Raw genomic sequence first — 24,298 nt, forward strand, 5'->3', positions numbered from 1 at the left:
CCAGATCGCCCAGGAGGTGGGCATCTCCCAGATGCACGTGTCCCGCCTCCTCGCGAGGACGCTGGCCCCCGCTGCAGGTTTACGAGGATATTTCGGGATGCCCGCCGGTATCGGCACCGGCCCGCCCCTGCTCCCGGCGGGCCGCACCGGTCGCCCCGTTGGCTGGAATTGATCCGTCCGGGCCAGGTGTGGCGGTCAGCCCCGTCCCAGCGCCGCCGTCAAGTCGATCTCGATCACCACGCGGTCCGGGTTCGGCCCCGGCATCCGCCCGTACCGCTCCGCGTAGCGCCGTACCGCGTCCGCGACCCGCTCCGGCTCCGTACGCACCCGCGCGCGCCCTTCCAGCGTCGCCCAGCGGCCCCCGTCCACCTGGCAGACGGCGACCGGCGCGCCCTCCGGCCCGGCGGCGAGGACATTGCCGACCTTCCGGCTCGTCTTGTTGGTGATCACCCGAGCCAGTCCCGCCTCGGGGTCGTATGTCACCCCGACGGGCACCACATGAGGGGTGCCGTCCGGGCGGAGCGTCGTCAGCGTGCACAGGTGTCGCTCCCGCCAGAAGCTGAGGTACGCCTCGTCGGGTGCGTTCGGGTCTACGGAGTAAGCGGCCATGCCGAGCAACCTAGCCATTTCCCCTCCCACGCACCGCCTTGAGTGGAATAGACTCAACTTTGTGTACGTTGCTCAAGTCAGCATGAACCACCTGGATCAGGGCTGACACAAGGAGGAGAACGCGAACGTGGACGCCGAGCTGACCAACAGGAGCCGGGACGCGATCAACGCGGCCAGCAACCGGGCCGTGTCCGAGGGCCACCCGGACTTCACCCCCGCTCATCTGCTGCTGGCTCTGCTCCAGGGCCAGGACAACGAGAACATCACCGACCTGCTCGCCGCCGTCGACGCCGACCAGGCGGTCGTACGCTCCGGCGCCGAGCGCATCCTCGCCGGTCTGCCCAGCGTCACCGGGTCCACCGTGGCGCCGCCCCAGCCCAGCCGCGAACTGCTCGCCGTGATCGCCGCCGCCCAGGCCCAGGCCAAGGAGTTCGGCGACGAGTACGTCTCCACCGAGCACCTTCTGGTCGGGATCGCCGAGAAGGGCGGCCAGGCCGGGGACGTACTCTCCCGGCAAGGGGCGAACGCCGGGAAGTTGCAGGAGGCGTTCCAGAAGGCCAGGGGAGGGCGCCGGGTGACCACACCCGATCCGGAGGGGTCGTACAAGGCCCTGGAGAAGTTCGGCACCGACTTCACCGCCGCCGCGCGGGAGGGCAAGCTCGATCCCGTCATCGGCCGGGACCAGGAGATTCGGCGGGTCGTGCAGGTGCTGTCCCGCCGTACGAAGAACAATCCCGTCCTCATCGGTGAGCCCGGCGTCGGCAAGACCGCCGTCGTCGAGGGGCTCGCCCAGCGGATCGTGAAGGGTGACGTGCCCGAGTCGCTGAAGGACAAGCGGCTCGTCGCGCTGGATCTGGGCGCGATGGTCGCCGGGGCCAAGTACCGGGGTGAGTTCGAGGAGCGGCTGAAGACCGTCCTCGCCGAGATCAAGGACTCCGACGGGCAGATCATCACCTTCATCGACGAGCTGCACACGGTCGTGGGCGCGGGGGCCGGCGGGGATTCCGCCATGGACGCCGGCAACATGCTGAAGCCCATGCTCGCCCGTGGTGAGCTGCGCATGGTCGGCGCGACCACCCTCGACGAGTACCGCGAGCGCATCGAGAAGGACCCGGCGCTGGAGCGGCGCTTCCAGCAGGTGCTGGTCGCCGAGCCGACCGTCGAGGACACCATCGCCATCCTGCGTGGACTCAAGGGCCGGTACGAGGCCCACCACAAGGTCCAGATCGCGGACGCGGCGCTGGTCGCGGCGGCCACTCTCTCCGACCGGTACATCACCTCCCGCTTCCTGCCCGACAAGGCCATCGACCTCGTCGACGAGGCCGCCTCCCGGCTCCGTATGGAGATCGACTCGTCCCCCGTCGAGATCGACGAACTCCAGCGCGTCGTCGACCGGTTGAAGATGGAGGAGCTGGCCCTCGACAAGGAGACCGACGCCGCCTCCCGCGAGCGCCTGGAGAAGCTGCGCCGCGACCTCGCCGACAAGGAGGAGGAGCTGCGGGGCCTGACCGCCCGCTGGGAGAAGGAGAAGCAGTCCCTCAACCGCGTCGGTGAGCTGAAGGAGAAGCTCGACGAACTGCGCGGCCAGGCCGAACGGGCCCAGCGCGACGGCGACTTCGACACCGCGAGCAAGCTGCTGTACGGCGAGATCCCGGCCCTGGAGCGCGACCTGGAGGCCGCCAGCGAGGCCGAGGAGGAGGCCGCCAAGGGCACCATGGTCAAGGAGGAGGTCGGCTCCGACGACATCGCCGACGTCGTCGCCTCCTGGACCGGCATCCCCGCCGGCCGCCTGCTGGAGGGCGAGACCCAGAAGCTGCTCCGTATGGAGGACGAGCTGGGCCACCGCCTGATCGGCCAGACCGAGGCCGTACGGGCCGTGAGCGACGCCGTACGCCGTAGCCGTGCCGGGATCGCCGACCCGGACCGCCCGACCGGCTCCTTCCTCTTCCTCGGCCCGACCGGTGTCGGCAAGACCGAGCTGGCCAAGGCGCTCGCCGACTTCCTCTTCGACGACGAGCGGGCCATGGTCCGCATCGACATGTCGGAGTACGGCGAGAAGCACAGCGTGGCCCGCCTGGTCGGCGCCCCGCCCGGCTACGTCGGCTACGAGGAGGGCGGCCAGCTGACGGAGGCCGTGCGCCGCCGCCCGTACTCCGTGGTCCTGCTGGACGAGGTGGAGAAGGCCCACCCCGAGGTCTTCGACATCCTCCTCCAGGTGCTGGACGACGGCCGGCTCACCGATGGACAGGGCCGGACGGTGGATTTCCGCAACACGATTCTGATCCTCACCTCGAACCTGGGCAGCCAGTTCCTGGTCGAGCCGACGACCAGCGAGGACGTGAAGCGGCAGCAGGTGCTGGAGGTGGTCAGGGCCTCCTTCAAGCCGGAGTTCCTCAACCGCCTCGACGACCTGGTGGTCTTCTCCGCGCTGAGCAAGGCCGAACTGGAACGCATCGCGGGGCTCCAGATCGACCGCCTCGCCAAGCGGCTCGCCGAACGCCGTCTGACCCTGGAGGTCACCCCCGAGGCCCTGGCCTGGCTCGCCGACGAGGGCAACGACCCGGCGTACGGCGCCCGCCCGCTGCGCCGTCTGGTCCAGACCGCCATCGGCGACCGGCTGGCCAAGGAGATCCTGGCCGGCGAGGTCAAGGACGGCGACACGGTTCGGGTGGACGCCTTCGGGGAGGGCCTGATCGTGGGCCCGGCGACCGGAAAGACGCTGTAGACGACCGGAAAGACGCCCTGGGCGGAGGAGAAAGCTGCTCTGGCCGGACGGAAAAACCCCATCGGTCACCACCTGCCCCATGAGGCAGGTTGCCCGGTGGGGGCGAAGGGAGAGAGGGTGGGTCGTACGTCTGGTCTCAGCGACGGCCGGACGAGCCAGACGACCGTTGGAGTGTCCAAGTATGTCCATCGACCCGTCCTCGATTCCGAACTTCGGGGGCCAGCCCGAGCCGCAGCCCGGCCCGCCGCCCGGCCCTGTCGTCCCGGATCAGGACCTCGTGAAGCAGCTTCTCGACCAGATGGAGCTGAAGTACGTCGTCGACGACGAGGGCGACCTCGCGGCGCCGTGGGAGGAATTCCGTACGTACTTCATGTTCCGTGGCGAGGGCGACCAGCAGGTCTTCTCGGTGCGCACGTTCTACGACCGCCCGCACCAGATCGATGAGAAGCCGGCCCTGCTGGAGACCATCGACGACTGGAACCGCCGCACCCTGTGGCCCAAGGTCTACAGCCACACCCACGACGACGGTACGGTTCGTCTCATCGGCGAGGCGCAGCTGCTGATCGGCACCGGCGTCAGCCTGGAGCATTTCGTCTCGTCCACGGTCAGCTGGGTGCGGGCCGCCATCGAGTTCGACAAGTGGCTGGTCGAGCAGCTCGGCCTGGCCGAGGAAGTCGAGGACTCCGAGAAGCCCGAGGACGACGAGTAGGTCGCGTCCGGGCCCGAACGAGAGCCCGGCCGGGGCGCGCCGACCACCACGGTCGCGTGCCACGGCCGGGCTCTCGCCGTCCGTACGGGCGTCACCGACAGCCCGTCCGTACGGGCGCCACCCACAGCGTGAACAGCACCGGCGCCGCCGTCGCGATCACCGCCGTGATCGGGTGCGCGGAGTGCCGAGTACGAGCCGCTTGAGCCTGTCGTGGGTTCAGGCCGCCAGGGCTCGCAGGCGGTCGGCTGCTTCGCTGAGGACGTCGTCCTTCTTGCAGAAGGTGAACCGGACCTGGCTCCGGCCGGCGTCGGGGTCGTCGTAGAAGACGGAGTTGGGGATGGCGACGACGCCGCAGCGCTCGGGGAGGGCTCGGCAGAAGGCGTAGGCGTCCTTCTCCCCGAAGGGGGTGATGTCGGTGGTGATGAAGTACGTGCCCTCGGGCTCGTAGACCTCGAACCCGGCCGCCCGCAGGCCGTCGCCGAGCAGGTCGCGCTTGCGGCGGAGGTCGTCGCGGAAACCGTCGAAGTACGAGTCCGGCAGGCGCAGCGCCTCGGCGATCGCGTACTGGAAGGGGCCCGCGCTGACATATGTCAGGTACTGCTTGGCCGTTCGGACGGCGGCGACGAGCGGGCCGCTCGCCGTGACCCAGCCGACCTTCCATCCAGTGAAGGAGAAGGTCTTGCCCGCCGAGCCGATCGTGACCGTCCGCTCGCGCATCCCGGGCAGGGCCGCGATGGGGTGGTGCCCGCCCTGGTAGACGAGGTGTTCGTAGACCTCGTCGGTGACGACGAGCAGGTCGTGTTCGACGGCGAGCGCGGCGATGGCGCCCGCCTCTTCGGCGGTGAGGACCATCCCGGTCGGGTTGTGCGGGGTGTTGAGGAGAAGGACGCGGGTCCGCGGGGTGATCTTGGCGCGCAGCTCGTCCAGGTCCGGACGGAAGGAAGGCGCCCGCAGGGTCAGCGGCACGCGTTTCGCGCCGGCCATCGCGATGCAGGCGGCGTACGAGTCGTAGAACGGCTCGAAGGCGATGACCTCGTCATCGGGCTCCAGCAACGCGAGCATCGCCGCGGCGATCGCCTCCGTCGCCCCCGCGGTGACCAGAACCTCCGTGTCGGGGTCGAAGCTCAGATCGTAGAAGCGGCGCTGGTGCTCGCTGATGGCCGCGCGCAGCTCCGGGACGCCCGGTCCCGGCGGGTACTGGTTGCCGTGGCCCTCCCGCAGCGCACGGACGGCGGCCTCACGCACTGACTCCGGGCCGTCCGTGTCCGGGAAACCCTGACCCAGGTTGATCGCGCCCGTGGCGGTCGCCAGTGCCGACATCTCCGCGAAGATCGTCGTGCCGAGCCCGTCCAGCCTGCGGTTCAGCAGTGGCCTGTCGCTCATGTCTCCACCGTCCTCACCCGGGTGCCCGGGGTTTCCGCCGATCTCTTGGACGCCATCCTCGCCGATCCTGGCATTCGCACGGCGCAGCGCCCAACCTCTGGACTTGCTCAACTCTGCTTTGGGCCGCGAGACGCGAGGGCATCCCCCCGTCACGCGCGGCCCACGAGGGGCCCGCAAGGGGGAACGAAAGGGGGATGACGAAGATGACCGGAGAGATTTTCTACGTCGTCCTGGGGGCCGTCGTACTGATCGGCATCGTGTCGAGCGTGGGGCGGGGCGCACGCCGACGCCGCCGCCACGACAGCTGGTGGGCGGGCAGCCGCGGGTCGTCGCACGGCGGTGGGGGCGGATGGTGGTCCTGCGGGGGCGGCTCGTCGTGCGGCGGGGGTTCGTCGTGCGGTGGCGGTGGCGGTGGCTGTGGTGGGGGCGGCAGCTGAGCGTGGGGGCTGATGCGGTGGCTGCCGGCGGCTCGGGCTGATGCGGCGGCTGTCCGCGACCAGGGCTGATGCGGTGGCTGTCGGCCGTGGGGGTTGATGCGGCGGTGAGAGCCGGTCCGCCAAGGCCGGGCGGTGGTGGCGGTCGGCCATGAAGCTCTGGACTTGCTCAACTCTGCTTTGGGCGGTCGGCCGAGGGGGCATCTCCGCGGCACGCGAGTGAGCGAGGCACCCGACGGGGGGTCGCTTCGGGGGACACAAGCAAGGAAGAGGGGAGGGTGAGCCATGGCGGAAGTCGGCTTCATCCTGGTGCTCGTCGTCATCGGCCTGGCGGTCGTGATCGGGGCCGTCAGGAGTTCCAGGCGCGGGCGGCGCCGCAGTTGGTGGGCGGACGGCGGTGGCTCGTCCGGCGGATCGTCGTGCGGGGGCAGCTCGTCGTGCGGGAGCAGCAGCGGTTCGTCGTGCGGAGGCGGGTCCTCCTGCGGCGGCGGCTGCGGCGGCGGCGGAGGCGGCGGCGGAGGCGACTGACCGGTGATCGTCGCGATCCTCACGCTCGGGGTCCTGCTGTTCGCCGCCCTCGTGGTGGTGTGGGCGCTGGTGGCCATCGGCGTGGCGATCACGCGGGGCGTTCCGGGCGACGCGCCCGGTCTGGGCCCGCCCCGCCGGGCCCGACGGCGCCGCAGCTGGTGGGCGGACGTCACCCGGGCCGACTGGCCCGACGGCGACGACCACCGCTACGGCCACGGCGACGCGTCCGGCGGATCGTCGTGCGGCAGCGGCTCGTCCTGCGGGGGTGGCTCGTCCTCCTCCTGCGGGGGCGGCAGCGGCTGACCGCACATGCACAAGTGAGCGAGGCGCCCACGGGGGGCCGCTTCGGGGGAAACAGGAAAGAGGGGAGGGTGACGCCATGAACGCGTGGGTGCTGATCGGCATCATCCTGGTAGTGGTGGTCGTGCTGGTGGGGGTCCTCGTGGCCGTCAACCGGAGCAGCGCGAACAGGACACGAGGGGGTCGTGGCTCGTCGAGCGGCCGTACGTCGAGCGGCCGTACGACGGGTGGACGTACGTCGAGCGGTCGTACGTCGAGTGGCCGTACGTCGAGTGGGCGAGGCGGTGGCGGCGGTTACGGCGGCGGCCATGTCCGCCGCACCAGTGACGCCAACACCAGCTCCTCCAACGTCGACGGCAGTTGGTGGGTGGCGGCGGCAGCGGCCGGGGACAGCGGATCGTCCGGCTCCTCGTCGGATGACAAGGGCTCGTCGTCGGGCGGTGGATCCGGCTCGTCGTGCGGCAGCGGCTCGTCGTCCTGTGGAAGCAGCTCGTCGTCATGCGGGAGCAGCAGCGGTTCGTCCTGCGGAGGCGGGTCCTCCTGCGGCGGCGGTGGCGGCGGCTGCGGTGGAGGCAGCTGACACGGGGCAGCCGGGCTCCACACGCGAGCCCCCGCCGGGAGGATCACACTCCCGGCGGGCGCTCGCATGTGACTCCTGAATACGCCTGAGTACGCCGGGCGTTCCGGGTCGTCCGGTGGGCGCTCCCAGGGTTCCGTGCGCCCGATACGGGGGCGTGCGGGGAGCATTTTCGCGGGCAGGGCGTACGCCCGGTTGAACAGTTGAGCTGTGCAGCCCTCGGGGGGACGGAAAGTACGTCAAGTTCGGTAAAAACGCTGTGGTGGCGCCACAGTTCATGATTCCCTATAAAACGCCAACGCAGCCCCCGGACGTCCCTCCCGACAGGCCTTACCCGGCTGACCGGATCGACTGGGACGTCATCCCCACCTGGGCCTGGCTAACCGTGCCGCATCCCCAAGAGCCGACCGGGATGCGCACGGACCCACTCCTCTTCTTTGAGTGCTAGCGGAGCCGACCCATGCTCACAACCCTGAACACCTCCTACACCGACACGCGCGCGTCCGACCTCGCCTGGGCCCTGGGCCGCGAGCCACTGCCCGCGCTCGCCACGCTCGACCTGGAACTCACCGGCGCGAAGCTGCAGTTGAGACTGCTCGGCGCGTCCCACCAGGTGCTGCTGGAGGAGGAGCGGGGCAGCCACTGCTCGGAGACGGTCGCGTGCATCCCCGGTTCCAGCACACCCCTGCCGCTGGGCGTCGCCAAACGAGTCGACGACTGGGAGTACGAGTTCGCGGCGCGCGTCGAGGTTCTCTCCCCCGGCTCCTTCGCGGGCCGCGCCCAGGAGTTGCTGGCCCTGGTCTCCGACCACCCCCACGGCCTCGCCGGTGTCTTCCCCGGCAGCCCCCACGCCTTCACCGCCATGCTCGCCCAACGCCACCAGGGCCAAGTCCACTGGCGCACCTGGCACGCCTACCCCCAGGACGGCCAACTCGTCGCCACGAGAACGAGGGTTGGCGTACGGGTGCCCGCGGCGCTTTGAGCGGGGGCGGCGGGCGGAGAAGGGGCGTGTCCCCTGGGGGTGGGATGAGTAGGGGCGGCGGGGGTGAGCAGACCCCGGAGTCGGCCACGGTGGTTCAACGGTCCGCCAGTAACACCCGTGTGGGTGACCCAGCACAGCGCAGCCCTGACGGTAGCGTGCCGTGGGTGATCGAGCCGCACGCCCCCGCACCCCCCGGTACCCCACCCCCCTTGCGCGGCGGAGGCGTCAGCCACGCGTGGCTCCCCGTCCGCCCCGGCGTAGGCCGACTCCTCGTCCTGGCCGGCGTCTTCGTCTGCGCCGCCTGCGGACTCGTGTACGAACTCGAACTCGTCGCCCTCGCCTCGTACCTGATCGGCGACTCGGTCACCCAGGCCTCCGTCGTCCTCTCCGTCATGGTCTTCGCCATGGGCCTCGGCTCCCTCGCCGCCAAACGCCTCCGCCCCCGCGCGGCCCTCGGCTTCGGCGCCATCGAGGCGGCCCTCGCACTCATCGGCGGCTGCAGCGCCCTCGCGCTGTACGCCGCGTTCGCCTGGACCGGCGACTGGGGCGGCATGTGGGCCGGCGGCTCCCGCTACCTCCTCGTCGCCTTCTCCCTGGCCATCGGCCTGCTGATCGGCGCCGAAGTCCCGCTGCTCATGGAGCTGATCCAACGCATCCGAAGACAGGACGCGGCCGGCACGGTCGCGGACCTCTTCGCGGCCGACTACGTGGGCGCACTGGTCGGCGGCCTCGCCTTCCCCTTCCTCCTCCTGCCCTGGCTCGGCCAGCTGACCGGCGCCCTCCTCACCGGCACGGTCAACGCGCTGGTCGGGGGCGCCCTCGTCCTCGGCCTGTTCCGCCACGATCTGACCCGCCGCGCCCGCTGGTTCCTCCTCCTCACCAACTTCGCCGTACTCGTCCTGCTCGCCACCGCGGCCCTGCACGTCGACGACTTCGAACGCGCCGTCAGACGCGCCGTCTACGGCAGAGACGTACGCGTCGCACTGCAGACCGGCGTCCAGGAGATCGTCCTCACCGGCGGCACCGACGGCCGCCCGCTCTCCCTCTTCCTCGACGGCCGCCTGCGCATGAGCGCCCGCGACGAGTACCGCTACCACCACGCCCTGGTCCACCCCGCGATGACCGCCGGCCCCCACGCCCGTGTCCTCGTCCTCGGCGGCGGAGACGGCCTCGCCGTCCGCGAGGTCCTCCACCACGAGGGCGTACGCCAGGTGGACGTCGTGGAACTCGACCCGGGCGTGGTCCGCCTCGCCCGCACCGACCCGCCCCTGTCCACCCTGAACGGCCACGCCTACGACGACGACCGCGTCCGAGTCTTCACGGCCGACGCCTTCACCTGGCTCCGCGACGCCGGCCCGGCGACGTCCTACGACTACGACGTCGTGATCTCGGACCTCCCCGACCCCGGCATCACGGCGAGCACCAAGCTCTACTCACAGGAGTTCTACGGCCTCGCCCGCCAGGTCCTCGCAGACGACGGCCGCCTCGTCGTGCACGCGGGGCCCGTGGCGTCCCGCCCCCGCGCCTTCTGGACGGTCGACGCCACCCTCCGCGCCGTCGGCCTGCACACCACCCCCTACCTGGTGCGCGCCCCCCACACCACCCGCACGCCCCACGACTGGGGTTTCGTACTGGCCACGCCGAGCTCCGCCGGCCGACCCCCCGCGCTGAACCTGGGGGCAACGGCCACACCCCTGGACGACGCCTCCCGCGTCAAAGGCCTCCCCCCGTCCACGCTGGTACATCCGAGGTACGCCGACTGAGTCCCGTGCCGACCGAGCCGCGGGAGGAAGGCCGAATCTCGTGAGGAACACGGGCAATACCGCGTATGTACCGGTGCGGGGCGGTGGCTCGTGGGTAGGCTCGACTGTCATGGAGCATGAGGTGTTCGTTCCGGTTCCCGTCGACCGCCTCCGGGAGGCGCTGTCCGACCCCGAGCGGGTGGCCCGAGCGGTCCCCGGGCTCCAGCAGGACGCGGGCACCCCACCCGTGGCCGGTCGTCTGAAGGTACGCGTCGCCGGCCACACCATCACCTACCGCGGCACCCTCCGCGTCACCCCCCAGGCCGACGGCACGTACGCCGTCGAGGGCGACGCCACGGAGGCCCGAGGCACCGGCTCCGTGAAGCTCGCCCTGACCGTCCGCCTGATCCCGGCCACCGAGGGCACCACCGTCAACGTCACCGGCACCGCCACGGCCGACGGCCGCGTGACCGAACTGCCGGGGGACGCGGTCACATCAGCGATGGAGCGGCTGCTCGGGAGGTTCGCGGGGAACCTGGGGGACGCGGCTGCCGCCGAGGAGGAAGAACGGGAGGCGGAGGCCGACGGCGAGCCCGGAACAGCGGGGGAGACCGACGAAGGGCCGGACGCGGGTGGCGGCGAGCCCGCCGGAGGCGCTGACGCGGGCGGTGGTGAGCCGGTTGCCGGAGGCGCTGACACGGGCGGTGGCGAGCCGGCTGCCGGAGGCGCTGACGCGGGTGGCGGCGAGCCCGTTGCCGGAGGTGCTGACACAGGCGACGACGACCGCGTTGCCGGAGGCGCTGATGTGGGCGGTGACAAGTCCGCCGCTGGAGGTACTGACGCGGGCGGTGACAAGTCCGCCGCCGGAAGTGCCGGGGCGGGGGGCGGGGAGTCCGAAGACTCCGTCTTCGAGGCCGAGATTCCGCCGTCCTCCCTCGACCCGTTCGCCGAGGACGACTTCGCCGCCGGGGGAGAGCCGCCGGCCGAGGCCGCGCACGCCCGGCGGACGATGATCGGCCGGAGCGCGGAGGAGGTGGACCACGCCCCGCCGCGCGGCCGTTACGCCCCGGTCCCGGCCCCCGAGACGGTCTCCGCCGGCACGGCCCTCCGCTGGGCGGCCCCCGCGGCGGCCCTGGTCCTGGCCTCGGCCATCATCGTGGGCCGGGCCCTGCGCAAGCGCCGCTGAGGGCCACCTCCTCAGGCCCCCAACCCTGATCCGACGGAGTCAGGCACCGAGACCGAGAAGGGCGACCTGAAGGGGAAGCGCGGGCTGCTCGGGAAGGGGCGGCGGCTCCTCGCCGCGACCCGTGTGCGTGGCCGGGACCGCGCGCAGGCCCTGGATGCCGTCGGCGGCCCACTGCGCGTTCGTCGCGGGAAGCGACAGCGTCAGGCGCCGTCCGTCGGCGAGGGTGGTTTCGAGCTTGGTCGGGTCGTTCGCCTGCATGGCAACTCGCCTTCGTCGCACACGAATATTCAGCTTCGACTGTTCGGCTTGCACTGTTCGGCTTCGACGGTTCCATTTCGATCGTTCGGCTTCGACAAGAGGAACGCCGGTGCGGGAGGGAAGGTTCCTCGCACCTCAGCCCGTCCGGCGTTCGAGGACGAGCCCGGAGGGGGATCCGCCGCCCACCGGCCCGCAGGCGACGTACGTCCCCACCCCCAGAAGCTCGGCCAGTAATAAGGTCGTCGCGTGACTAGCGAACTGATCACGTTGGCCGCGGGTGACGCGGAGGCCGTGTTGGCGCCGGGCAACGGCGGACGCGTGGCGAGCCTGCGCATCGGCGGGCTCGAACTGCTGCGCCAGGGCGAGAGGTTCGGCTGCTTCCCGATGGTCCCCTGGTGCGGACGTATCCGGGACGGCCGCTTCCTCAGCGGCGGCGCCGTACAGCAGATGCCCCTGAACGCCCCGCCCAACGCCATCCACGGCACCACACGCGACGGAGCGTGGAAGGTCGCCGGTCGAGAGGAGTCGGCGGCCGTCCTCACGTACGACCTGGTCGACCCCTGGCCGTACCCCGGCCGAGTCACCCAGGCCGTCACGCTCACCCCGGACAGCCTCACGCTCACCATGTCCGTGGAGACGTACGAGGACTCCTTCCCGGCGCAGATCGGCTGGCACCCCTGGTTCAACCGCACCCTGGAGGACGGCGGCGCGGAGGTGCGGCTGGACTTCAGCCCCGTCTGGCAGGAGGAGCGGGGCGAGGACCATCTGCCCACCGGCAACCGTGTCGACCCCAGGCCGGGACCGTGGGACGACTGCTTCGGCATGCCCGACGGCGTCGATGTCACCCTCACCTGGCCGGACCGCCTGGAGCTGAAGGTGGCGTCCCGCGAGGAGTGGGTCGTGGTGTACGACGAGCAGGCGGAGGCGGTGTGCGTCGAGCCGCAGACCGGCCCGCCCAACGGACTCAACACCCACCCCCGTCTGGTCACCCCCATCGACCCCCTGGAAGCCACGACCACGTGGAGCTGGCGACGCCTGTGACGGACCCCCGCGGGCAGCGGACCGCCCGAACGATCCGCCGGTCGTACCACCCGCACCCGGCGGCGACCACGAACGCCCCCCTTAAGCTGGCTGCATGACTGACGTGGACGTACGTGGCTCGTTGCTGCAGCAGATCAAGGACAAGGCCGTGGTGCACGGCAAGGTGACCCTGTCGTCGGGTCTGGAGGCGGACTACTACGTCGACCTGCGCCGCGTCACGCTCGACGGTGAGGCCGCCCCGCTGGTCGGGCAGGTGCTGCTCGACCTGACCGCCGACCTCGACTTCGACGCGGTCGGCGGTCTCACGATGGGCGCGGACCCGGTGGCCGGCGCCATGCTGCACGCCGCCGCCGCCCGGGGCCGCCGGCTGGACGCGTTCGTCGTACGCAAGGCGGCGAAGGCGCACGGGTTGCAGCGGCGGGTGGAAGGGCCGGAGATCAGCGGCCGGCGCGTCCTGGTCGTCGAGGACACCTCCACCACCGGCGGCTCCCCGCTCACCGCCGTCGAGGCCGTGCGCGAGGCCGGGGCCGAGGTCGTCGCCGTCGCGACCATCGTCGACCGCGCGACCGGCGCCGCCGAGAAGATCGAGCAGGGCGCGGGCGTCCCGTACCGCTACGCGTATTCGAAGGACGAACTGGGCCTCGACTGACGGCGGCTGCCGGTGCCGTGGGAACACCCGAGGTCACCCACCGGGTCACCCACTCGGAAGCCCAGGATCAGGGGTTACCGAACAGTTCCGGACACATTGGCCGGAGCATCCGGTCAAGTCTGGAAAGATGGGGCCGACGATGATGTCGCAACCCTAGGTCAGGGCTCGTAAGCACAACGCCACCCGCACATACAAGGAGCGGACCATGCCCATCGCAACCCCCGAGGTCTACAACGAGATGCTCGACCGGGCGAAGGCAGGCAAGTTCGCCTACCCGGCCATCAACGTGACCTCGTCCCAGACGCTGCACGCCGCGCTGCGCGGCTTCGCGGAGGCGGAGAGCGACGGCATCATCCAGATCTCGACCGGCGGTGCCGAGTTCCTGGGCGGCCAGCACAACAAGGACATGGTCACCGGCGCCGTCGCCCTGGCCGAGTTCGCGTACATCGTCGCGAAGAAGTACGACATCACGGTCGCGCTGCACACGGACCACTGCCCGAAGGACAAGCTGGACGGCTACGTACGGCCGCTGCTGGCCGTGTCCGAGGAGCGGGTCGCCCGTGGCGAGAACCCCCTCTTCCAGTCCCACATGTGGGACGGCTCGGCGGAGACCCTCGCCGACAACCTCGAGATCGCCCAGGAGCTGCTGGCCCGCGCCGCCGCCGCGAAGATCATCCTGGAGGTCGAGATCACCCCGACCGGTGGCGAGGAGGACGGCGTCTCGCACGAGATCAACGACTCCCTGTACACGACGGTCGACGACGCGATCCGCACCGCTGAGGCCCTTGGCCTCGGCGAGAAGGGCCGCTACCTGCTGGCCGCGTCCTTCGGCAACGTCCACGGCGTCTACAAGCCGGGCAACGTCGTCCTGCGCCCCGACCTCCTCAAGGAGCTCAACGAGGGCGTCGCCGCCCGCTTCGGCAAGGAGTCCCCGTTCGACTTCGTCTTCCACGGCGGCTCCGGCTCCACGGAGCAGGAGATCCACACCGCCCTGGAGAACGGCGTCGTCAAGATGAACATCGACACCGACACCCAGTACGCCTTCACCCGCCCCGTGGTCGACCACATGTTCAAGAACTACGACGGCGTCCTGAAGGTCGACGGCGAAGTCGGCTCCAAGAAGACCTACGACCCCCGAACCTGGGGCAAGCTCGCGGAGTCGTCGATGGCCGCCCGCGTGGTCGAGGCCTGCACCAACCTCCGGTCGGCGGGCACGAAGATCAAGTAACCCACACACACGGGGTGCCGTCACCGTCGCCGCTCCCCAGCGGTGGGCAGCCGCGCCGCTGGGCCGGCTGCCCACCCACGTCTGTCCCCAGCTGCGGGCAGTCGTGCCGCTGGGGCGGCACGGGTGGGCGCGGCGGCACCCCGTAAGCGCCGGGCTGCGCGACCCCACCCGGCCGGCACCAACCCCGGCCCACCGCACAGCTCCGGCCCCCTTAGAGCCCCCAACCCCCGGCCCACCGCACACTCCCGGGCCCCGCTGGACCGCCCCGCCTCGCCCCACCCCACAGCCAAGTCCCACCCCAACCACACCTGGCCCGAACACCCCGGACGCGGGATGATCCGACCATGGCCGAAGTCCGGCTCAGCTCACCCCAGGGCAAGTGGATCCTCCTGACCACGGTCCTCGGCTCCAGCATGGCCTTGCTGGACTCGACGGTCGTCAACGTCGCCCTCCCCCGCATCGGCCACGACCTGAACGCCGACCTGTCCGCCCTCCAGTGGACCGTCAACGCGTACATGCTCACCCTCGCCGGCCTGATCCTCCTCGGCGGCGCCCTGGGCGACCGCTTCGGCCGCCGCAAGATCTTCGTACTCGGCGTGGTCTGGTTCGCCGCCGCCTCACTCCTGTGCGGCATCGCCCCGAACGGCGCCGTACTGATCGCCGCCCGAGCCCTGCAAGGCATCGGCGGCGCCCTCCTCACCCCCGGCTCCCTCGCCCTCATCCAGGCGTCCTTCCACCCGGACGACAGGGCGAAGGCGGTGGGCCTGTGGTCCGGCTTCGGCGGCATCGGCGCCGCCGTAGGCCCGTTCCTGGGCGGCTGGCTGGTGGACGGCCCCGGCTGGCGCTGGGTCTTCCTCCTGAACGTCCCCCTGGCCCTCCTCTGCGTCCCGATCGCCGCCCGCCACGTACCGGAATCCGCTGGGGGAGGCGAGGCCCACGACTCCGGCTTCGACGTCCTCGGCGCCACCCTCGGCGCCCTCTCCCTCGCCTTCGTCACGTACGCCCTGATCGAGGCCGGAACCGGCTCCCTCCCCGTCACGCTCACGGCGATCGTCGGCGTGGTGACGGGCGTGGCCTTCGTGCACGTCGAGCGCAGGCGCCCCGACCCGATGATGCCGCCGCAGATCTTCGCCTCCCGCCAGTTCACGGCGGTCAACATCGTTACCCTGTTCGTGTACGCGGCGTTCAGCGGCTTCTTCTTCCTCGCCGCCCTCCAGCTCCAGGTGGTCTCCGGCTACTCGGCCCTCGGCGCCGGTACGGCCCTGCTGCCCATCACCGCCCTGATGCTGCTCCTCTCCTCCCGCGCGGGCGCTCTCGGCGAACGCATCGGCCCCCGCATCCCCCTCACGGTCGGCCCCCTGCTGTGCGCGGCGGGCGTCCTGCTGATGCTGCGCGTGGGCACCGACGCCTCGTACGCGACGGACGTCCTGCCCGCCCTGCTCGTCCTGGGCCTCGGCATGGTGACCCTGGTGGCGCCGCTGACCGCCACCGTCCTCGCCTCCGTCACCACCGAGCACGCCGGCCTCGCCAGCGGCATCAACAACGCCGCCGCCCGCGCCGCCGGCCTCGTCGCGATCGCCGCACTGCCCCTTCTCGCCGGGATGGGTCCGGAGGCGTACCGCTCGCCCGCCGCCTTCGACTCCGCCTTCGACCGCGCGATGCCGCTGTGCGCGACCGCGTTGGTCGTCGCGGCGATCATCGCCTTCACGACCGTACGCCGTCCGTCCGCGGACTGCCGGCATCCGGAATGCCGCACGCATTGCGGGGTGACGGCTCCGCCGTTGGAGACGGGGGCGGAGCCGGACTCCCAACCGCCTGACCGGCCATGACACCGGCGAGGAGCGAGCAGTTTCACCGGCCCGGGACGACGTTCCCCGGCATCACTGGATCGGGGAGTCGGGCGGGGGGAGGCGGACGGTGCGATCCCGGTCCACGGAATCGACGCCGTCGACCGCCTCCAGGGCCGGAATCCGGTCCTCCGCGACGGTGCCGGAGAGCGTGCCGACGATCGGCTGCTCGCCCGTGACCGTCAGCCCGGCCCGCCGCAGGGCCTCCACGACTTCCGCGAACCGGTCGGGATCGACCGAGAGGATGACCCCGACCGGCTCGGACTGGGACGACTCGCTCACGGGGCCTGGAGGAGGCCCGCGCCGACGTCCTTGACGGGATGGACCAGCGGGAACGCGCTGGCCTTCAGACTCGCCATGAGCTGGGCCGCGGAGGCGTGGGGGGTCGCCTGGGCGAGCAGCGCGATGACACCCGCGACGTGCGGGGTGGCCATGCTGGTGCCGCTCAGGGTCCGGTACCCACCGTCGGGGGCAGCCGAGTACACGTCCCTGCCGGGCGCGGCGATGTTGATCTCGCCGCCCTGGTCGTTGATGCCGCCGTTGGAGAAGAACGACGGGCTGATCGCCTTGTCGAGGGCGGCCACCGCGAGGATCGAGGGGCAGTTCGCGGGTCGGCTGACGGGAAAGACGGAGCCCGGCCGGTTGCTGTCGTTGCCCGCGGCGGCGACGATCACCGCCCCGAGCTTGAGCGCGCGCTGGGCCAGGTTCTCGTACGTCTGCGGGAAGAGCTCGCCCGGCCGGACCCGGGCGCCGAGCGACATGGAGATCACCTTCGCGCCCTGCGAGATGGCCCAGGCCATGCCCGCCAGGATCTGGCCGTCGCTGCCGACGCCCGCGTTGCTGAGCACCTTCGCCGCGAGGATCTGCGCGTCGGGTGCCACACCGTAGCGGGGTCCCTGCCTGGGGTTGGCCGGACCGGCGGCGGTGCCGATGCAGTGCGTGCCGTGGCCGTTGCCGTCCTCGACGGTCTCATTGGGCACGAAGGAGACCGTCGCCGCGATGCGCCCGGCCAGGTCCGGGTGGTCGGTGTCCACGCCGGTGTCGAGAACGGCGATCTTCACCCCCTTTCCGGTCTGGGGGGACAGATTGGCCCGGATCGCCTGGAGGCCCCAGGTCCAGTTCTTCTCGTGCCAGGCCGGGCCCTGGCCGGCGGCGAGCTCGGCCTCGGTGTGGCGGCTGACGACATCCTCGTCGCTGCGGAAGGCCGGGAAGAACTCGGTCGGCGCCTGGTGCGGGGCGGTGATCGGCATGGCGTAGACCAGGCGCTCCGGCTCGGCGGCGATGATCGAGGATTCCGTCTCGGCCGTGGTCACCAGCGCATGGCGCTGGTCGGGCCGCACCTCGACGACGGCGGCGGAGAGGTCTTCGAAGAGCACCGAGACATCGGGGCGCTCAAGGAGTTCCGCGACACTCGCGGCGTCGGCTCCTCGCACACGTTGGACGGACGCGATGTCGGCGCCGGCACGCAGTGCGTTCAGTCCGCTCTCCTCGTTGTTCGGCTCGAACAGGACCACATACCGACCGGTGTACTCCGAGTGCTGGCCAGTGAGGGGGCCACTGGGCCGATCAGGCTGTTCTCCGAAGGCGCGCCTGTCCATGGGGCCGTTCGCCATTGAATTTCCCGCTTTCTGTGTGCTTCCCCCTTGTTCGTGGACGCGCCGAGACATGGCGTGCCGGGCACCGAGGACGGTGGGTGCGGTTCAGCCGTGTGTCGACGCGCGATGCCATCGCCCGCAAGGCAAGGCTGTGTCCTTGGTCCCTGCCCTCGGTCCGCTGTCCTTGCTCCTTGCCAGGGCCTTCGGCATCGCCCCCTCGATCACCGTCGCACCGGGCGCGGAGGTCCGCAACGCGGCGACCGCCGGCCGAGGGAGGAGCACCGGACTTCACCGGGGGAGGAGCACCGGACTCCACTGGGGGAGGAGCACCGGACTCCACCAGGAAGGAAGACCGCGACACCGCCGGACGACCGGTGCCCCGCATGGGCCAGACTGGAACCCATGACGATTCACGAGAACCTCCTCGGGGGCCCGCCCCCGACGCACCTCCCCGACGACCCGGAGCCCCGCGAACTCCTCGCGAACGGAACGGCCCCGGCCGACGTCGCAGCCAAGTACCCCACCTCCTCCCTCGCCTGGGCCCAGCTCGCCGACGAGGCGTTCGAGCGGGGTGGCGTCGTGGAGTCGTACGCCTATGCCCGTACGGGTTACCACCGCGGCCTGGACGCCCTGCGCCGCAGTGGCTGGAAGGGCCACGGCCCCGTCCCCTGGGAGCACGAGCCGAACCGTGGCTTCCTGCGCGCCCTGCACGCCCTCGCCCGCGCCGCGCAGGCGATCGGCGAGCAGGAGGAGTACGAGCGCTGCACACAGTTCCTGAAGGACTCCTCGCCGACGGCGGCGCAGACACTGGGCTGAGCCGGGCCTCTGCGGTCGGCGGTCTGAGCTGTGCCTATTCGGTCGGCTGGCCCGAGCGGGGCCTCTTCGGTTGGCTTGCCTCAGCCGGGCCTCTGCGGTCGGCCGGTCTGAGCCGAGCCACGGCGGTCGGCTGGGCGGGACCAGCCCCCACGGCCAGCCGAGCGGAGCGACTCCGTGCGGGTCCGCCTGGTGTGACCAGGCGGACCTTGTGGTGTCGGGGGTGAATCCCCGACTATGCGGGTGGGGACCGGGGCCCCCGTGTCGGTAACGGCAGGGGCGGACCGCTACCCGGAGTACACAACAGGAGACAGCGATGTCCCAGCAGGCTCAGCCCGTCGAGGCTTCGGAGCCCGAGACCCCGCATCTCGACTTCCAGGGAACGACCCCGTACGAGGACTACGTCCAGGCAGACGTCCTCACCCACCTCCAGCACCCCCTCTCCGACGACCCCGGAGAGATGGTCTTCCTGGTGACGACCCAGGTCATGGAGCTGTGGTTCACCGTCATCGTCCACGAGTGGGAGACCGTGGCCACCGCCCTGCGGAACGACGACGTACCGACCGCCATCGCCGCGCTGAAGCGTTCCGTACGCGAACTGGAGGCCCTGAACGCCTCCTGGAAGCCTCTCGGCCAGCTCACCCCCGCCCAGTTCAACTCCTACCGCGACGCCCTCGGCGAGGGCTCCGGTTTCCAGTCGGCGATGTACCGCCGTATGGAGTTCCTGCTCGCCGAGAAGTCCGCGTCCATGCTCGTACCCCACCGGGGCGCCCCGCGCGTCCACGCCGAGTTGGAGAAGGCGCTGCACGAGCCGAGCCTCTACGACGAGGTCCTGCGGCTCCTGGCCCGCCGCGGCCACGCCATCCCCGACTCCGTCGTCAGCCGTGACGTCTCCCAGCGCTACGAGCCCTCACCCGAGGTCGAGAAGGTGTGGACCGAGCTCTACTCCGGGGACCCCGACCACGAACTCGCCCGCCTCGGCGAGGCGTTGACCGACGTCGCCGAACTCGTCTGGCGCTGGCGCAACGACCACCTCGTCGCCACCCGCCGCGCCATGGGCGCCAAGCCCGGCACGGGCGGCTCCGCCGGGGTCGCCTGGCTGGAGAAGCGCGCCCGCAAGAACGTGTTCCCCGAGCTGTGGACGGCGCGCTCCCATGTCTGACCTCACTGAACTGACCGTTGCCGCAGAAAAGTTGGACGCGGCGGACGAACTGGCCGCGCTGCGCGAACGCTTCGTCCTCGACGACGCCGTGTACCTCGACGGCAACTCCCTCGGCGCCCTCCCCGCGAACGTCCCCGGCGCGGTCGCCGACGTCGTCCACCGCCAGTGGGGCGAGCTGCGCATCCGCTCCTGGGACGAGAGCGGCTGGTGGACGGCACCGGAACGCATCGGCGACCGCATCGCCCCGCTGGTCGGCGCGGCCCCCGGCCAGATCGTCGTCGGCGACTCCACGAGCGTCAACGTGTTCAAGGCACTTGTGGCGGCGGTACGCATGGCCGACGACGGCGAGGACCGTACGACTGGTGGCGAGGTTCGTACGGCTGACGGCGAGGACCGTACGACTGGTGGCGTCCGGCATGAGATGACCGCCGGCGTCCGTGACGAGATCCTGGTCGACGCGACGACGTTCCCCACGGACGGCTACATAGCCGAGTCGGCCGCCCGCCTGACCGGCCGCACCCTGCGCCCGGTGACCCCCGCGGAGGTGCCGGACGCGCTGAGCAGCCGTACGGCGGCGGTCCTGCTCAACCACGTCGACTACCGCACCGGCCGCCTCCACGACCTGCCCGCCCTCACGGCGGCGATCCACGACGCCGGGGCGTACGCCGTCTGGGACCTGTGCCACAGCGCGGGCGCGCTGCCGGTGGGCCTCGACGAGCACGGGGTCGACCTGGCGGTCGGCTGCACGTACAAGTACCTGAACGGGGGCCCGGGTTCGCCCGCGTACCTCTACGTACGCCGCGCCCTCCAGCCCCGCTTCGACTCCCCCCTCCCCGGCTGGAACTCGCACGCGGAGCCCTTCGGGATGAGCCGGGAGTACCACCCCACGACGGGTGCGGGGCGGGGCAGGGTGGGCACCCCTGACATCCTGTCGATGCTGGCCCTGGAGGCGGCACTCGAGGTCTGGGAGGGCGTCTCGATCGATGCGGTCCGAGCCAAGTCCCTGGCCCTGACGGACTTCTTCCTGACCTGCGTCGCGTCATACGTCCCCGAGGGCCAGGTCGAGTCCCTGACCCCCATCCCTCATTCGGAACGCGGCAGCCAGATAGCGCTCCGCTGTCCCCAAGCCGCCGAAGTGATGAAACACCTCATCGCCCAAGGCGTCATAGGCGACTTCCGCCACCCCGACGTCCTCCGCTTCGGCTTCACCCCGCTCTACGTAGGCTTCGCAGACGTGGAACGAGCGGCCCGAGTACTGGCAAACACGCTGAAGTCCCTCACATAACCCTCCACGACAACGGCCCGGCTGCCACTCCCCATGCGCAGCCTCGGGCAATCGTGCCGCCGGTTCGGTTGGCTGTCCGCCTGTCCTGGCTGCGGGCAGCCGCGCCGCCGGCCCGGCTGCCCGCCCAGCCCCAGCGCCGGATCACCAACCACCCCGGGCCCCGGATCACGCACGCACCCCGAGCACCCCACCCCCAGTTCCCCCTGGGGGCGCCCCCAGCAAACCCCACCAGACCCGCCAACCCTCACCCAGCGTCACATCCCCGTGTCGACGCACGTCACGGGCCTGATACCGTCCCCGCCAACGGCAGGCATCCAGTTCCCACGCCCGCCCACCCCCAAACCCTTCCAAATCCGTTTCACCCTTGAGAGGTTGGAGCATGCCGGACGACGACGCCGCAGCCCGCGATGCCGCCGAAGAGGCATCCGCCTTCTCACACCCCCCAGTCGCCCCCGACACCACCAAGTCCTACGGCGACCACCCCGACCAGGTGATCGACTTCTACGCCCCCCACACATCTGACACAACGACACCCCCGGCCTCCGTCCCAGGCGCAGGCGCAGGCACAGACGCAACCGCGACCACCGGCACAGCCCCACTCGTCGTCATCCTCCACGGCGGCGCATGGCGCGCCCCGTACGACCGCCACCACATCACCCCCTTCGCCGACTACCTGGCCCGCCGAGGCTTCGCCGTGGCCAACGTCGAGTACAGGAGGGGCAGCTCACTACCGACCCAGACGGGCCCGACCGGCGCGACGGGCCCCGTGGCGGGTCGCTGGCCGGAGACGTTCGACGACGTGGCCGCCGCGATGGACGCCCTGCCCGCCCTCGTACGGGAGGCCCTGCCGCAGGCGGACCCGCGCCGCACGGTACTGACCGGCCATTCCGCAGGCGGCCACCTCGCCCTGTGGGCGGCAGCCCGCCACCTACTCCCGTCGGACACCCCGTGGCGCACCTCCCGCCCGGCCCCGCTGCGCGGCGTCGTCGCCCTCGCCCCGATCGCCGACTTCGCCGTCGCCGAGAAACTGGACGTCTGCGGCGGCGCGACCACCCAACTCCTCGGCGGCCAGGACAAGTTCACGGAACGCCGCCCGTACGCCGACCCGGCCCTCCTCCTGCCGACAGGCATCGCCACCACCCTCGTACAGGGCCGCTCCGACATCGTCGTACCGCAGGCCGTGGCCGAGGCCTACGCGGACGCGGCGGCGAAGGCGGGCGAGATCGTGGGCCTGACCCTGCTGGAGGACGTGGGCCACTTCCCCCTGATCGACCCGGCGGCGGACGCGTGCGCGGTGGTGGCGGAGGAGATCGCCCAACTGGCCTGGTGAGCCGGCCTGATGAGCCGGCCTGGTGAGGCCGCCGAACGCCCCCTCCTCCCCCTCACGGGGATACCCGTAATACCTGAGAGCTACATCCCATGTGAGCTCCCAGGCGTGACGCCGACCACGCCCCCTGATCCATAGCTTCCTTCCAGAACGGCCCGACCAGCGGCCGGGCCGAACTGGAAGGGGCGGGGGCGACATGGCGGTCACGACACGACCGGAGGCACGAGGGAGCCGAAGCGGAAACGACGCTGACCGGATCCGAGACGCCGGGCCGAGCCGATATGACGGCCGAAGCCGAGACGGCAGCCCGAGCCAAAACGACGCGCGGACCGGAGACGGCGGGCGGACCCGAGACGCGAGGTGGAATCGACACCACGAGCCAAGCCAACGCCACGAGCCGAGCCGACACGACGACGCTGGTCGAGACGCCGGCCCGGACCACCATGACGAGCGGCACCGAGACGGAGACGCCAAGCCAGGCCAACACGGTGAGCGTCACAGAGACGCGAAGCCGGACCGCCACGACGAGCGGCGCCAAGACGCGAAGCCGGACCGCCACGACGAGCGGCGCCAAGACGCGAAGCCGGACTGGCACAGCGCGCGGCGCCAAGACGCGAAGCCGTACGGACACGGCGCGTGGCGCCGAAACATCCGGTCGGCCCACCGAACCACCTGGCCCGCCCGCCTACGCCGCACCCTCCTCGCCCTCCTCGTCGCGACCGCTGTAATCGCCCCCGTCTCAGCAGCGGCCCAACCCCAGATCCCGGCCCCGGCCCCCGCCGCCGCTTCCCTCACGCTCCCGACCCGAGCGACGCTCCAGACGACATACAGGGCCAACCGTGCGAACGCGGAGGCGGCGGCCCGCATGGCCGAGGCCCACGGTGACCGGAGCCGGGCGGCGACGGACCGTTCGATGGCGGCCCCTTCCCGGCAGTTCCTGTCGTTCGACGGCCGGGGCCCCGGCCGGACCGTGGAAGTCTTCGGCGACCTGCTGAAGGCAGACCACATAGCGGTACTGGTCCCGGGCTCGGACACAAGCCTGGACACATACGACCGCTTCCAGAAGGCGGCACAGGCACTCCATACCGAGACAGGCCCGGGCACGGCGGTCATCGCGTGGCTCGGCCACGAGACACCGGGGACGATCAGCACGACGGTCCTGACCCCCACCCGGGCCGAACAGGCGGCCCCACACCTGCGCACGTTCGTGCATGAACTACGCGGACTGGTGGGCGGTTCGGCGGACGTCTCCCTGGTCTGCCACTCATACGGCTCGGTGGTGTGCGGCCGAGCCGCCGCCGGCCTGGACGACGTCGACGACATCGTCATGATCGGCAGCCCCGGCGCAGGCGTGGACAGCGCCGCCGCACTGGACACCTCGGCCCAGGTATGGGCGGCCCGAGGCACCGACGACTGGATCGAGATGGTCCCGCACACCCAGGCGGACTTCTTCGGCACCACGATCGGCTTCGGCACCGACCCCACGTCCCCGGCCTTCGGCGCCCACGTCTTCCCAGCAGGCGACGCCGGCCACAGCGACTACTTCGCCCCCGGCTCCCTCTCCCTCAAAAACCTTGCCCACATAACCCGAGGCACCCTCACGGAGACCCCCGATGCGTGACCACCCAACCCCCACGCCCAGGGCCACCCACGTGTCCAATCCCAAGACCACCCCAGCGCCCCCACCCGCACCCGCCGAGGTCGGCCAACCCCACCGGGAGTCGAACGCACGCGAAGTCGATGCCGCTGCAGTGGGCACAGCCGTTGTCCCACCCACACACCCATCCGCACTCGCCGACGGTGCTCAACCCCCACAGGGGCCACCCGCACCCGAAATCGATTGCCGCACGGGCGGTGCGGGTGGGAACCCAAATCCGGCCGAAGGCCGGGCATCCCACCACACACCCGCACCCGACAC

General features: G+C 71.3%; 23 protein-coding genes. 18 read left to right on the plus strand and 5 right to left on the minus strand.

What is annotated here, in order from left to right:
- Positions 1 to 195 precede the first annotated feature (195 nt).
- The gene (locus STRIP9103_RS12475) at positions 196 to 609 is read right to left on the minus strand and encodes a pyridoxamine 5'-phosphate oxidase family protein (protein WP_048820179.1); all 414 of its coding nucleotides are present in this window, start codon (positions 607 to 609) and stop codon (positions 196 to 198) included.
- 127 nt (positions 610 to 736) lie between these two features.
- Here STRIP9103_RS12475 and clpB point away from each other — a divergent pair, with 127 nt between their 5' ends.
- Positions 737 to 3,334 (plus strand): ATP-dependent chaperone ClpB, encoded by a 2,598-nt coding sequence (gene clpB / locus STRIP9103_RS12480; protein WP_009309415.1) that lies wholly within the window; start codon positions 737 to 739, stop codon positions 3,332 to 3,334.
- 181 nt (positions 3,335 to 3,515) lie between these two features.
- The gene (locus tag STRIP9103_RS12485; protein ID WP_009309363.1) at positions 3,516 to 4,043 is read left to right on the plus strand and encodes a YbjN domain-containing protein; all 528 of its coding nucleotides are present in this window, start codon (positions 3,516 to 3,518) and stop codon (positions 4,041 to 4,043) included.
- A gap of 216 nt (positions 4,044 to 4,259) precedes the next feature.
- Here the strand turns inward: STRIP9103_RS12485 and STRIP9103_RS12490 are convergent, their stop codons facing one another.
- Positions 4,260 to 5,426: a pyridoxal phosphate-dependent aminotransferase gene (locus STRIP9103_RS12490; RefSeq protein ID WP_009309336.1), complete on the minus strand. Its 1,167-nt coding sequence runs from the start codon at positions 5,424 to 5,426 to the stop codon at positions 4,260 to 4,262.
- Positions 5,427 to 5,629: 203 nt separating this feature from the next.
- Here STRIP9103_RS12490 and STRIP9103_RS46325 point away from each other — a divergent pair, with 203 nt between their 5' ends.
- From STRIP9103_RS46325 to STRIP9103_RS12520, 7 genes are all read left to right on the plus strand, one after another.
- Positions 5,630 to 5,863, plus strand: a complete 234-nt coding sequence (locus tag STRIP9103_RS46325; protein ID WP_086019256.1) for a hypothetical protein — start codon at positions 5,630 to 5,632, stop codon at positions 5,861 to 5,863.
- A gap of 282 nt (positions 5,864 to 6,145) precedes the next feature.
- Positions 6,146 to 6,388: a hypothetical protein gene (locus STRIP9103_RS46330; RefSeq protein WP_078613884.1), complete on the plus strand. Its 243-nt coding sequence runs from the start codon at positions 6,146 to 6,148 to the stop codon at positions 6,386 to 6,388.
- 3 nt (positions 6,389 to 6,391) lie between these two features.
- Entirely contained in the window at positions 6,392 to 6,691 is a 300-nt protein-coding gene (locus STRIP9103_RS12495) for a hypothetical protein (RefSeq protein ID WP_009309406.1), read from the plus strand.
- 76 nt (positions 6,692 to 6,767) lie between these two features.
- Entirely contained in the window at positions 6,768 to 7,268 is a 501-nt protein-coding gene (locus tag STRIP9103_RS49870; protein WP_009309395.1) for a hypothetical protein, read from the plus strand.
- Positions 7,269 to 7,725: 457 nt separating this feature from the next.
- Complete coding sequence (locus STRIP9103_RS12510) at positions 7,726 to 8,247, plus strand: DUF2617 family protein (protein WP_009309411.1); 522 nt, start codon at positions 7,726 to 7,728, stop codon at positions 8,245 to 8,247.
- Positions 8,248 to 8,411: 164 nt separating this feature from the next.
- Positions 8,412 to 10,010: a polyamine aminopropyltransferase gene (locus STRIP9103_RS12515; protein ID WP_048820180.1), complete on the plus strand. Its 1,599-nt coding sequence runs from the start codon at positions 8,412 to 8,414 to the stop codon at positions 10,008 to 10,010.
- A gap of 109 nt (positions 10,011 to 10,119) precedes the next feature.
- Positions 10,120 to 11,175, plus strand: coding sequence for an SRPBCC family protein (locus tag STRIP9103_RS12520; protein ID WP_009309396.1), 1,056 nt, complete (start codon positions 10,120 to 10,122; stop codon positions 11,173 to 11,175).
- 39 nt (positions 11,176 to 11,214) lie between these two features.
- On the opposite strand, the gene STRIP9103_RS12525 is transcribed toward STRIP9103_RS12520, so the two are convergent.
- Positions 11,215 to 11,433, minus strand: coding sequence for a hypothetical protein (locus STRIP9103_RS12525; protein WP_048820165.1), 219 nt, complete (start codon positions 11,431 to 11,433; stop codon positions 11,215 to 11,217).
- A 246-nt stretch (positions 11,434 to 11,679) separates the two neighbouring features.
- Between STRIP9103_RS12525 and STRIP9103_RS12530 the strand changes: the two genes are divergently transcribed.
- The 4 genes from STRIP9103_RS12530 to STRIP9103_RS12545 all read left to right on the plus strand — a co-directional run bounded on the left by STRIP9103_RS12530 (position 11,680) and on the right by STRIP9103_RS12545 (position 16,180).
- A complete protein-coding gene (locus tag STRIP9103_RS12530) occupies positions 11,680 to 12,474 on the plus strand; it encodes an aldose epimerase family protein (protein ID WP_009309452.1) in 795 nt (264 codons plus the stop codon).
- 94 nt (positions 12,475 to 12,568) lie between these two features.
- Entirely contained in the window at positions 12,569 to 13,123 is a 555-nt protein-coding gene (gene pyrE / locus STRIP9103_RS12535) for an orotate phosphoribosyltransferase (protein WP_048820166.1), read from the plus strand.
- 205 nt (positions 13,124 to 13,328) lie between these two features.
- Positions 13,329 to 14,351, plus strand: coding sequence for a class II fructose-bisphosphate aldolase (gene fbaA, locus STRIP9103_RS12540; protein WP_009309352.1), 1,023 nt, complete (start codon positions 13,329 to 13,331; stop codon positions 14,349 to 14,351).
- A gap of 344 nt (positions 14,352 to 14,695) precedes the next feature.
- Positions 14,696 to 16,180, plus strand: coding sequence for an MFS transporter (locus STRIP9103_RS12545; RefSeq protein ID WP_009309399.1), 1,485 nt, complete (start codon positions 14,696 to 14,698; stop codon positions 16,178 to 16,180).
- A 51-nt stretch (positions 16,181 to 16,231) separates the two neighbouring features.
- Here STRIP9103_RS12545 and STRIP9103_RS12550 read toward each other — a convergent pair whose 3' ends face one another.
- A complete protein-coding gene (locus tag STRIP9103_RS12550; RefSeq protein ID WP_009309419.1) occupies positions 16,232 to 16,480 on the minus strand; it encodes a hypothetical protein in 249 nt (82 codons plus the stop codon).
- A complete protein-coding gene (locus tag STRIP9103_RS12555) occupies positions 16,477 to 17,712 on the minus strand; it encodes a S8 family peptidase (protein WP_009309417.1) in 1,236 nt (411 codons plus the stop codon). Before STRIP9103_RS12555 ends, STRIP9103_RS12550 begins: the two co-directional genes overlap by 4 nt.
- Positions 17,713 to 18,195: 483 nt before the next feature.
- Here STRIP9103_RS12555 and STRIP9103_RS12560 point away from each other — a divergent pair, with 483 nt between their 5' ends.
- The 5 genes from STRIP9103_RS12560 (at position 18,196) to STRIP9103_RS48330 (ending at position 24,001) form a co-directional block, all read left to right on the plus strand.
- Positions 18,196 to 18,609 carry a DUF3151 domain-containing protein gene (locus STRIP9103_RS12560; protein WP_009309423.1) on the plus strand — a complete coding sequence of 138 codons (414 nt, stop codon included), beginning with the start codon at positions 18,196 to 18,198 and terminating at the stop codon, positions 18,607 to 18,609.
- A gap of 313 nt (positions 18,610 to 18,922) precedes the next feature.
- Positions 18,923 to 19,768 carry a tryptophan 2,3-dioxygenase family protein gene (locus tag STRIP9103_RS12565; protein WP_009309348.1) on the plus strand — a complete coding sequence of 282 codons (846 nt, stop codon included), beginning with the start codon at positions 18,923 to 18,925 and terminating at the stop codon, positions 19,766 to 19,768.
- Complete coding sequence (locus tag STRIP9103_RS12570) at positions 19,761 to 21,053, plus strand: kynureninase (protein WP_009309333.1); 1,293 nt, start codon at positions 19,761 to 19,763, stop codon at positions 21,051 to 21,053. Before STRIP9103_RS12565 ends, STRIP9103_RS12570 begins: the two co-directional genes overlap by 8 nt.
- A 379-nt stretch (positions 21,054 to 21,432) precedes the next feature.
- On the plus strand, positions 21,433 to 22,383 hold the full coding sequence (locus tag STRIP9103_RS12575; protein ID WP_009309374.1) for an alpha/beta hydrolase: 951 nt from the start codon (positions 21,433 to 21,435) through the stop codon (positions 22,381 to 22,383).
- A gap of 646 nt (positions 22,384 to 23,029) precedes the next feature.
- Positions 23,030 to 24,001, plus strand: coding sequence for an alpha/beta hydrolase (locus STRIP9103_RS48330; RefSeq protein WP_048820181.1), 972 nt, complete (start codon positions 23,030 to 23,032; stop codon positions 23,999 to 24,001).
- Positions 24,002 to 24,298: the final 297 nt, after the last annotated feature.

Origin of the sequence: Streptomyces ipomoeae 91-03, from assembly GCF_000317595.1 — a bacterium.
GTDB lineage: Bacteria > Actinomycetota > Actinomycetes > Streptomycetales > Streptomycetaceae > Streptomyces > Streptomyces ipomoeae.

What these genes read in the sequence shown, in the direction of transcription:
- STRIP9103_RS12475 (WP_048820179.1), bottom strand. Translation starts at nt 609, where the DNA reads ATGGCCGCTTACTCCGTAGACCCGAACGCACCCGACGAGGCGTACCTC.
- STRIP9103_RS12485 (WP_009309363.1), top strand. Translation starts at nt 3,516, where the DNA reads ATGTCCATCGACCCGTCCTCGATTCCGAACTTCGGGGGCCAGCCCGAG.
- STRIP9103_RS12490 (WP_009309336.1), bottom strand. Translation starts at nt 5,426, where the DNA reads ATGAGCGACAGGCCACTGCTGAACCGCAGGCTGGACGGGCTCGGCACG.
- STRIP9103_RS46325 (WP_086019256.1), top strand. Translation starts at nt 5,630, where the DNA reads ATGACCGGAGAGATTTTCTACGTCGTCCTGGGGGCCGTCGTACTGATC.
- STRIP9103_RS46330 (WP_078613884.1), top strand. Translation starts at nt 6,146, where the DNA reads ATGGCGGAAGTCGGCTTCATCCTGGTGCTCGTCGTCATCGGCCTGGCG.
- STRIP9103_RS49870 (WP_009309395.1), top strand. Translation starts at nt 6,768, where the DNA reads ATGAACGCGTGGGTGCTGATCGGCATCATCCTGGTAGTGGTGGTCGTG.
- STRIP9103_RS12510 (WP_009309411.1), top strand. Translation starts at nt 7,726, where the DNA reads ATGCTCACAACCCTGAACACCTCCTACACCGACACGCGCGCGTCCGAC.
- STRIP9103_RS12520 (WP_009309396.1), top strand. Translation starts at nt 10,120, where the DNA reads ATGGAGCATGAGGTGTTCGTTCCGGTTCCCGTCGACCGCCTCCGGGAG.
- STRIP9103_RS12525 (WP_048820165.1), bottom strand. Translation starts at nt 11,433, where the DNA reads ATGCAGGCGAACGACCCGACCAAGCTCGAAACCACCCTCGCCGACGGA.
- pyrE (WP_048820166.1), top strand. Translation starts at nt 12,569, where the DNA reads ATGACTGACGTGGACGTACGTGGCTCGTTGCTGCAGCAGATCAAGGAC.
- fbaA (WP_009309352.1), top strand. Translation starts at nt 13,329, where the DNA reads ATGCCCATCGCAACCCCCGAGGTCTACAACGAGATGCTCGACCGGGCG.
- STRIP9103_RS12545 (WP_009309399.1), top strand. Translation starts at nt 14,696, where the DNA reads ATGGCCGAAGTCCGGCTCAGCTCACCCCAGGGCAAGTGGATCCTCCTG.
- STRIP9103_RS12560 (WP_009309423.1), top strand. Translation starts at nt 18,196, where the DNA reads ATGACGATTCACGAGAACCTCCTCGGGGGCCCGCCCCCGACGCACCTC.
- STRIP9103_RS12565 (WP_009309348.1), top strand. Translation starts at nt 18,923, where the DNA reads ATGTCCCAGCAGGCTCAGCCCGTCGAGGCTTCGGAGCCCGAGACCCCG.
- STRIP9103_RS12570 (WP_009309333.1), top strand. Translation starts at nt 19,761, where the DNA reads ATGTCTGACCTCACTGAACTGACCGTTGCCGCAGAAAAGTTGGACGCG.
- STRIP9103_RS12575 (WP_009309374.1), top strand. Translation starts at nt 21,433, where the DNA reads ATGCCGGACGACGACGCCGCAGCCCGCGATGCCGCCGAAGAGGCATCC.